This window comes from Pantoea sp. y20, assembly GCF_054903455.1.
Genome location: NZ_CM142816.1, coordinates 4,217,638 through 4,226,591, shown reverse-complemented (window position 1 = coordinate 4,226,591; position 8,954 = coordinate 4,217,638). Strand labels below are relative to the sequence as shown.

Here is an 8,954-nt window from a genome sequence, read left to right as displayed (position 1 = left end):
TTAGACACAGACGGTTGGAAAGCGCCTGCGACCGCTATTCGCGGTAGTCTTCCCCGGCGATCGCAGCGAGGATCGTCAGCGGAAGGGCGGATCATAACGTAAAGCTGCACAGAGATCTTCCCTTTCTACACAGTTTTGATCCAATTTATCCACAGGCTACTGAAGCGATAATGAGTTTACGCTTTCTGCGAAAAAAGCCAGCGTTAATGTGGCTGAAAGCGTTAATTTTTCTGGCAAGCTCTCGTTTCCGTGCAGCAAATCTGCAAACTGATCGCAAGAAGATCCTGCGCGATCCTTGCGCTTTAACCCACAGCCCGTATAATTCCCCACCCGGCATTATTGCGTGAAGCCTTGATGCCCGGAATCAGCGGGCTGTATCTGGGTTTCCAGGTGCCGCGACCAGCGAAGTGAATTGACTCTGGACTGTACAATTATTACAATCCCGCCTCTTTATTAAAGACACATTGAGGCGTTGGTCGATTTACTGGCCCGAAAACGCGTCACCCAGTGAAAATTTTCAAGTTTAGGTAGAAATCGCCATGAAACGCACTTTTCAACCGTCCGTACTGAAGCGCAACCGTTCACACGGTTTCCGTGCTCGTATGGCAACAAAAAATGGTCGTCAGGTTCTGGCACGTCGTCGTGCTAAAGGCCGTTCTCGTCTGACCGTTTCTAAGTAATAAAGCTAACCCTCGTGGTTAAGCTCGCATTTCCCAGGGAGTTACGTTTGTTAACTCCCACTCATTTCACTTTCGTCTTCCAGCAGCCACAACGAGCCGGTACGCCGCAAATCACCATACTCGGCCGACTTAACGCGCTGGGGCATCCCCGCATCGGTCTCACCGTCGCAAAAAAACATGTAAAACGCGCCCATGAACGCAACCGGATCAAGCGATTGACCCGCGAAAGCTTTCGTCTGCGTCAACATGAGCTCCCTGCAATGGATTTTGTGATCGTGGCTAAAAAAGGGATTGCTGACCTGGATAACCGTGCGCTGACGGAAGCGTTGGAGAAACTATGGCGTCGTCACTGTCGCCTGGCTCGCGGCTCCTGATTGCCCTGATACGCGTTTATCAACGCGCCATCAGCCCACTGCTGGGACCTCATTGCCGGTTCCATCCCACCTGTTCGCAGTATGGGATTGAGGCCTTGCGCCGCTTTGGCGTTGTAAAAGGCAGTTGGTTGACGATAAAACGCGTATTAAAATGCCACCCTTTGAACCCGGGTGGTGACGATCCTGTGCCGCCAAAAACCTTTGATACCAGAGAACATTAACGATGGATTCGCAACGCAATCTCTTTCTCATCGCTTTTCTGTTCGTGTCTTTTATGATCTGGCAAGCCTGGCAGACGGACCACGCTCCGCAGCCACAGCAAACCCAGACCACGCAAAACACAAACAGCGCAGCGGGTGATGCCGCCACTTCCGGCGTGCCGGCTAGCGGACAGGGCAAAACGATCACCGTTAAGACAGATGTCCTGTCACTCAACATCAATACGCGTGGTGGCGATATTGAGCAGGCTCAGCTGCTGACTTACCCGGACAAACTGGGTTCAGATGCACCGTTCCAGCTGCTTGAAACTACACCGGCCTTCGTTTATCAGGCGCAGAGTGGCTTAACTGGCCGCAACGGCCCGGATAACCCGAACAATGGCGCACGTCCGCTGTATACCACTTCGCAAGATAGCTTCGTGATGGCAGATGGCCAGAGCGAACTGCGCGTACCGTTGACCTGGACCGGTGAAAACGGCGTGGTTTACACCAAGACTTTCGTCTTCAAGCGCGGTGAGTATGCGGTAAACGTTGACTACAACATCAACAACACCACTCAGCAGCCGCTGGAAGTGTCGATGTTTGGTCAGCTGAAGCAGACCATCGAGGTGCCTAAGCATCGCGATACCGGCAGCAACAACTTTGCTCTGCACACCTTCCGTGGCGCAGCATACTCAACCAGCGATGCGAAATACGAAAAATATAAATTCGACACCATCGCGGATAACGAGAACCTGAACACCACCACCAGCAATGGTTGGGTGGCGATGCTGCAGCAGTACTTTGCTACCGCCTGGGTGCCGCGCACGCAGGGTAATAACACGCTGTACACCACTAACCTCGGCAATGGCGTCGCAGCAATTGGCTACAAATCTGCTCCTGTGACCGTTGGCGCAGGCGCACAGCAAGATCTCGGCGCAACGCTGTGGGTAGGCCCGGAAATTCAGGATCAGATGGCAGCTATCGCGCCGCACCTGGATCTGACCGTGGATTACGGCTGGTTGTGGTTCATCTCGCAGCCGCTGTTTAAGCTGCTGAAGTTCATCCACAGCTTTATCGGTAACTGGGGCTTCTCCATTATCGTTATCACCTTCATCGTACGTGGCATCATGTACCCGCTGACTAAAGCGCAGTACACCTCGATGGCGAAGATGCGTATGCTGCAGCCGAAGATTCAGGCGATGCGTGAACGTCTGGGCGATGATAAGCAGAAGCAGAGCCAGGAAATGATGGCGCTGTATAAGGCGGAGAAAGTGAACCCGCTGGGCGGCTGTCTGCCACTGGTTATCCAGATGCCAATCTTCCTGGCCTTGTACTACATGCTGTCAGGCTCGGTTGAACTGCGTCATGCGCCGTTTATTCTGTGGATTCATGACCTGTCAGCGCAGGATCCGTACTACATTCTGCCGATCATCATGGGTATCACCATGTTCTTCATTCAGAAGATGTCACCGACCACCGTGACCGATCCGATGCAGCAGAAGATCATGACCTACATGCCGGTGATCTTCACCGTGTTCTTCCTGTGGTTCCCATCAGGTCTGGTGCTGTACTACATCGTCAGCAACCTGGTGACCATTCTCCAGCAGCAGCTGATTTATCGCGGCCTGGAAAAACGTGGTCTGCATAGCCGCGACAAGAAGAAAGCGTAACGCCTGACTGCGACCAGCAGCAGCGTATAATCAAAGGGCGACATTTATGTCGCCCTATTTTTATTTATTAATACCCTAAAAGTTTAAGGTGGAATCATGAGCCACAGCGACACTATCGTTGCCCAGGCGACGCCTCCCGGCCGTGGCGGCGTTGGCATTCTGCGTATCTCCGGCGCCAAAGCCGCTGAGGTAGCGCAAGCCGTGCTCGGCAAGCTGCCAAAGCCGCGCTATGCCGACTATCTGCCCTTTACCGACGCCGATGGCAGCGTGCTGGATCAGGGCATTGCGCTGTGGTTTCCTGGCCCGAACTCCTTCACCGGTGAAGATGTGCTGGAGCTGCAAGGCCACGGCGGCCCGGTGATTCTCGACCTGCTGCTCAAGCGCATCGTGGCGCTGCCCGGCTTACGCATTGCGCAACCTGGTGAATTCTCCGAACGCGCCTTCCTCAACGACAAGCTCGATTTGGCGCAAGCCGAAGCGATTGCCGATCTGATCGATGCCAGCTCAGAGCAAGCCGCCCGCTCGGCGGTGAACTCACTGCAGGGCGCGTTTTCCCTGCGCATCAACGCACTTGTGGAAGCACTTACTCACCTGCGCATCTATGTGGAAGCGGCCATCGACTTCCCGGATGAGGAGATCGATTTCCTTTCCGACGGCAAAATTGAAGCACAGCTCAATGTGGTGATCGGCGACCTCAACGGCGTGCGTGCCGAAGCGCGTCAGGGCAGCCTGCTACGTGAAGGGGTGAAAGTGGTGATTGCCGGTCGTCCCAATGCCGGAAAATCGAGCCTGCTGAATGCCTTAGCCGGACGCGAAGCGGCGATTGTTACTGATATCGCTGGCACCACGCGCGACGTCCTGCGCGAGCATATCCATATTGACGGCATGCCGCTGCACATCATCGATACTGCCGGTTTACGTGAAGCCAGCGACGAGGTCGAGCGCATTGGTATTGAACGCGCGTGGCAGGAGATCGAGCAGGCCGACCGCGTGCTGTTTATGGTCGATGGCACCACCACCGACGCGACTGAAGCCGCCGCCATCTGGCCAGATTTTGTTGCCCGTTTGCCGGAAGCGCTGCCAATTACCGTGGTGCGTAACAAAGCGGATATGACCGGCGAAGAGCTGGGCCTCACTGAAGTGAACGGTCACTCACTGATTCGTCTCTCGGCGCGCACCGGTGAAGGTGTGGAAGCGCTGCGCGATCACCTGAAACAGAGCATGGGATTTGCCGGCAATATGGAAGGCGGATTCCTCGCCCGCCGCCGCCATCTGCAAGCACTGGAGTTAGCCGCAACCCACTTGCAGCAGGGCAAGCATCAGCTGTTAGGTGCGTGGGCCGGCGAATTACTGGCAGAAGAGTTACGGTTAGCGCAGCAGGCGCTGAGCGAAATCACCGGTGAATTCACCTCTGACGATTTGCTGGGCAGAATTTTCTCCAGTTTCTGTATTGGTAAGTAATGGCCTGCGGCGTTCTCATGTCGGGTGCGCACTCACGCGCATCTGGCGCCCGGTAGACATGCGTCTTTGTTATTTGGCTCTCCCACGCCTTTGCAGTATAACGATCATTGCCCGGCGAACAGGTCCTGCTGGGTACATTCATTATTCATGCTAAATATTGGGCGCAAGTTGCGGCCTGAACAGGAGAGAAACATGAGTACATCGCTCGACAGCGTGGCGCTGAACACGCTGTTCATCGAAGCCCGCACCCACAGCTATTGGCAGGACAAACCGGTTTCTCGGGAGGTGCTGGAGCAGCTCTATCACCTGACCGCGCTGGGTCCAACCTCGGCTAACTGCTCGCCGGGCCGTTTTGTGTTTGTGACCTCGCAGGAAGGCAAAGAGAAGCTGAAACCCGCGCTCTCCTCCGGCAACGTCGACAAAACCATGTCCGCTCCGGTAACGGTGATCGTGGCGTGGGATCCTGAGTTCTATGAAGCGCTGCCGAAGCTGTTCCCGCATGTTGATGCGCGCAGCTGGTTTACCAGCAGCCCGGATCTGGCGAAAGAGACCGCGTTCCGTAACAGCAGCTTGCAGGCAGGTTATTTGATTCTGGCTGCGCGTTCGCTGGGCCTGGATGCCGGCCCGATGTCCGGTTTCGATCCGTCAAAAGTGAACGACGCCTTCTTTAGCGAGAGCAAATGGCAGGTGAACTTACTGATCAATCTCGGCTATGGCGAAGCCAGCAAACTGCACGCGCGTCTGCCGCGTCTCGGCTTTGATGAAGCCAGCACCTTTGCCTGATTGAGAAAAGGCGTCGGGCTTAGCCCACGACGCCCGTTTCAAGCGGTTATCCCAGTGAATGGAAGCCGCTGTTGAAGTAGATCATCGGCTCTGCCGCTTCACCTGGCAGAGCAATGCCCACGATACGCGCCAGCAGCACGCTGTGCGTGTTCCACTCCACTACCTTCTCCAGCTGGCAATCAAAACTCACCAGCGCATCAGCCAGAATCGGCGCGCCGGTATTCAGCGTCTGCCACGTACCGTTTTGAAAACGCTCGGCGCGGCGTGAGGATTGGCTGAACTGGGCACATAAGTCGTCATGCTGCTCACGCAGCACGTTCACGGCAAAATGGCCGGCTGCGGTAAAAGCATCATGACTGGACGCGCTACGATTCACGCATACCAGCAGGCTGGGTGGCTCAGCCGCAAGCGAACTGACCGACGTGGCAATCAGCCCAAGCTTTTCGCCCTGAAATTCGGTGGTAACCAGAGAAACACCCGCGGTTAAGCGACGCATGCCGTGACGAAACTCATCAAGCGAGATCGATTCCTGGCGAGAAATAGCGGTATCTGACATAAAAAACTCCGACGTGCCTGTTTTAACAATGCGCACAATGGGCAGATGAATGAAGAGTTAGCGCACTTTGATGTGCTGTTTTACTGCCCAAATCCTACACCACATCACACAGTTAGGCACTCAATCCGGCAGGTTTCTGCAAAAGCGTTCTATGCAAAGTTGCCAAATGGGATTGCCGCATGGCTTCGTCCTTATCTGAAATATCGCCTATTCCATCTTAAGCCGGATGCAAACCCATGAGAAAATTCTTACAATAGCACTGATGATTATTCGACCATTTTCATGGAGCGACAGATGGCTAGTCATTTTGTACGTTGGATAGGTAATCCGCCCTTTTCTTCTGAGAACATGCGGGTGCCACAAGAAGTAATCAACAGCGCTCAGCGCTTCGCTGACAAGCGTCGCGGACGCTTTCTCGCCGCACGCGAACTGCTTGCTCAGCTGATGTTACGCGTCTACGGTATCCGCGAACTCCCCGCGCTAACGACCAGCAGCAGCGGACGTCCCTGTTTTGCCGATGCCAACCTGCCCGATTTCAGCATCTCCTACGCCGGAAACACTATCGGTGTGCTGCTGGCCGAAGAAGGCGGCCGCGCCGGACTGGATATGGAAATTGTGCGCGCACACAGTCGCCAAACACAGGATATGCTGACACAGGATCTCTCCTCCGGCGAAAAAGCATGGATTAACGCGCAGCAGGATTTCATGGAAGCGCTGACGCAAATCTGGACGCTGCGCCAAAGCATTCTCAAGCTCACCGGCGAAACCGATAGCGGTATTGATTCACTGCGTTTGCATCCTGCGGCCGGTCGGCTGCGTTCCACCGTGTTCCCCGATATTCAGGCGGTGTGTGATGCTGAGCCCACGCTGGTGTGGTCGTGCGCGCTGTCGCCCGGCACCGAACGCTTACATCTGTGGGAGATTGATGGCGCGCAGCAGTGGCAAGCACTGCGCGATGTCGAGATGAGTAAACCCAATATAGGGCCGCATACGCTGCGCCTGACCAGTTTGGTCACGCCGCATGAGATGGGACATCCGTAAAAAAGGCCGCATCAGCGGCCTTTACTGTTTAGTGGGCATCGATAAAGACGATTTTCAGCACGAACAGTAGCGCGACCACCACCACGCACGGGCTGATTTCACGCCAGCGGCCGGTTCCCAACTTCATCACGCAGTAAGAGATAAAGCCCAGCGCGATACCTTCGGTGATCGAGAAGCTGAACGGCATCATCGCCGCAGTAACAAACGCTGGCACCGCTTCGGTGAGATCGTCCCACTGCACGCGTGACAGCGACGCCGTCATCAATACGCCAACGTAAATCAGCGCACCCGCCGCCGCATAAGAGGGCACCATCGCCGCCAGCGGTGACAGGAACATCACCAGCAGGAACAGAATCCCGGTGATCACCGCCATCAGGCCGGTACGACCGCCGATCGCCACGCCGGACGAGCTTTCAATGTAGGCGGTCACCGATGAGGTACCAATCAGCGAACCGGTCACCGAACTGATGCTATCAACGTACAGCGCCTGCTTCATGCGCGGGAAAGTGCCTTTCTCGTCGGTCAGCCCGGCTTTATCGGTCACGCCAATCAACGTGCCGGAGGAGTCGAACAGATTCACCAGCATAAAGGAGAAGATCACCCCGGCCATGCCGATGTTGAACGCGCCTTTGATATCAACCTGGCCCACAACAGAAGTGATCGCTGGCGGAGCGGCGAACACGCCGCTGAATTTCACATCGCCAATGATCAAGCCCAGCGCGGTCGTCACCACAATCGACACCAGCACCGCCGCATGGATATTGCGGGAAGCCAGAATTGCGATGATGAAGAAACCCAGCGCCCCAAGCAGCACGCTGTGCGAGGTCAGATTACCCACAGCCACAATGGTATCGGCGTTTGGCACGATAATTCCGGCGTTTTTCAGCCCCATCATGGCGATAAACAGACCAATACCGGCGGTAATGCCAACACGCAGGCTGAGCGGAATGTTGGCAATCATCCAGTAACGCACGCGCAGCAGCGTGAGGATCAGCAGACCCAGCGCGCCCCAGAAAATCGCGCCCATACCAATCTGCCACGAGTATCCCATGGCCCCGACCACCACAAAAGCGAAGAAGGCGTTCAGGCCCATCGCCGGTGCCAGTGCTACCGGCAAATTCGCCACCAGCCCCATCAGAATACTGCCGAACGCGGCAATCAAGCAGGTAGTAACAAACACCGCCTGCGTATCCATGCCCGCTACACCGAGAATTTGCGGGTTAACGAAAACGATGTACACCATCGTCAGGAAAGTCGTGCAACCGGCAATCACTTCGGTACGCACGGTGGTTCCGTGTTCCTGCAGTTTAAAGATGCGCTGCAAAAGGCCCTGATTAGTCATTCCACTGTTCCGCTAAAAAATTTATCGCCGCGTATCCTATAGAGTTTAGCGTGGCAAAACACTGATTATTCGCAACCGGTTGCTCAGGGTCGCTTTCTACGCTCAGTGCGCTAGAGTGTCAGCTTATTGTTTAACAAAAGGATGATGTGCGATGTCGGTGGAATGTATTTTTTTTGATTGCGACGGCACGCTGGTCGACAGCGAAGTGATCTGTACGCAAGCTTACGTCAACACCTTTGCCCGCTACGGTATTGAACGCTCTCTGCAGCAGATGTTTGAGCAGTATAAAGGGGTAAAGCTCTACGACATCATCCGCGATGTGGCGGCCGAACATCAGGTTGAACTGCCGCTCGAAGAAGTGGAAACCGCCTATCGCGCCGAAGTGGCGAGATTGTTTGATCTCGATTTGAAGCCGATTGCCGGTGCCAAAGCGCTGGTGGAGCGCGTGAAAGTGCCAATGTGTGTGGTTTCAAACGGCACGGTGAAGAAGATGCAGCATTCGCTGGGATTGACCGGCATGCTGCCGTATCTCGATGGCAAGCTGTACAGCGGGTATGACATTAACCACTGGAAGCCGGATCCGGAACTGATGTATCACGCCGCCGAGCAGATGCAGGTGCCGATTGAGAAGTGCATTCTGGTGGATGATTCCGAAGCGGGCGCGCGTGCCGGGATCGCGGCCGGGATTCCGGTGTTTTACTACTGCGCCGATGCGCACAATCCCGAGCTCGATCATCCGCTGGTGACGCGCTTTGATGATATGGCGCAGTTGCCGGATTTGTGGCGCGCGCGTGGCTGGGATTTGGTGGGGTAGAGCTCGTTTTCCCCCTCCTTGGTTTGTGCTGGC

At 55.4% G+C, this 8,954-nt stretch carries 10 protein-coding genes; 8 read left to right on the top strand and 2 right to left on the bottom strand.

Annotated elements, in window-relative coordinates:
* Positions 1–539: 539 nt before the first annotated feature.
* From rpmH to ACYAC5_RS19730, 6 genes are all read left to right on the top strand, one after another.
* A complete protein-coding gene (gene rpmH, locus ACYAC5_RS19755) occupies positions 540–680 on the top strand; it encodes a 50S ribosomal protein L34 (RefSeq protein WP_003849659.1) in 141 nt (46 codons plus the stop codon).
* Between the two features lie 14 nt (positions 681–694).
* A complete protein-coding gene (gene rnpA / locus ACYAC5_RS19750; protein WP_036648555.1) occupies positions 695–1,054 on the top strand; it encodes a ribonuclease P protein component in 360 nt (119 codons plus the stop codon).
* Entirely contained in the window at positions 1,018–1,275 is a 258-nt protein-coding gene (gene yidD / locus ACYAC5_RS19745) for a membrane protein insertion efficiency factor YidD (protein WP_007893564.1), read from the top strand. The genes rnpA and yidD overlap by 37 nt, the downstream gene beginning before the upstream one ends.
* A 2-nt stretch (positions 1,276–1,277) precedes the next feature.
* On the top strand, positions 1,278–2,924 hold the full coding sequence (yidC, locus tag ACYAC5_RS19740) for a membrane protein insertase YidC (protein WP_101763898.1): 1,647 nt from the start codon (positions 1,278–1,280) through the stop codon (positions 2,922–2,924).
* Positions 2,925–3,020: 96 nt separating this feature from the next.
* The gene (gene mnmE / locus ACYAC5_RS19735) at positions 3,021–4,385 is read left to right on the top strand and encodes a tRNA uridine-5-carboxymethylaminomethyl(34) synthesis GTPase MnmE (RefSeq protein WP_462062170.1); all 1,365 of its coding nucleotides are present in this window, start codon (positions 3,021–3,023) and stop codon (positions 4,383–4,385) included.
* 192 nt (positions 4,386–4,577) lie between these two features.
* Complete coding sequence (locus tag ACYAC5_RS19730) at positions 4,578–5,168, top strand: malonic semialdehyde reductase (RefSeq protein WP_462062169.1); 591 nt, start codon at positions 4,578–4,580, stop codon at positions 5,166–5,168.
* Positions 5,169–5,214: 46 nt separating this feature from the next.
* Here the strand turns inward: ACYAC5_RS19730 and ACYAC5_RS19725 are convergent, their stop codons facing one another.
* Positions 5,215–5,724: a flavin reductase family protein gene (locus ACYAC5_RS19725; protein ID WP_192414279.1), complete on the bottom strand. Its 510-nt coding sequence runs from the start codon at positions 5,722–5,724 to the stop codon at positions 5,215–5,217.
* A gap of 294 nt (positions 5,725–6,018) precedes the next feature.
* Here ACYAC5_RS19725 and ACYAC5_RS19720 point away from each other — a divergent pair, with 294 nt between their 5' ends.
* On the top strand, positions 6,019–6,765 hold the full coding sequence (locus ACYAC5_RS19720; protein ID WP_110868240.1) for a 4'-phosphopantetheinyl transferase family protein: 747 nt from the start codon (positions 6,019–6,021) through the stop codon (positions 6,763–6,765).
* Between the two features lie 28 nt (positions 6,766–6,793).
* Here the strand turns inward: ACYAC5_RS19720 and ACYAC5_RS19715 are convergent, their stop codons facing one another.
* Entirely contained in the window at positions 6,794–8,107 is a 1,314-nt protein-coding gene (locus tag ACYAC5_RS19715) for an NCS2 family permease (protein WP_101763902.1), read from the bottom strand.
* Positions 8,108–8,258: 151 nt separating this feature from the next.
* On the opposite strand from ACYAC5_RS19715, the gene yieH reads away from it, so the two are divergent.
* Positions 8,259–8,921: a 6-phosphogluconate phosphatase gene (yieH, locus tag ACYAC5_RS19710; protein WP_192414277.1), complete on the top strand. Its 663-nt coding sequence runs from the start codon at positions 8,259–8,261 to the stop codon at positions 8,919–8,921.
* The last annotated feature ends 33 nt before the right edge of the window (positions 8,922–8,954 follow it).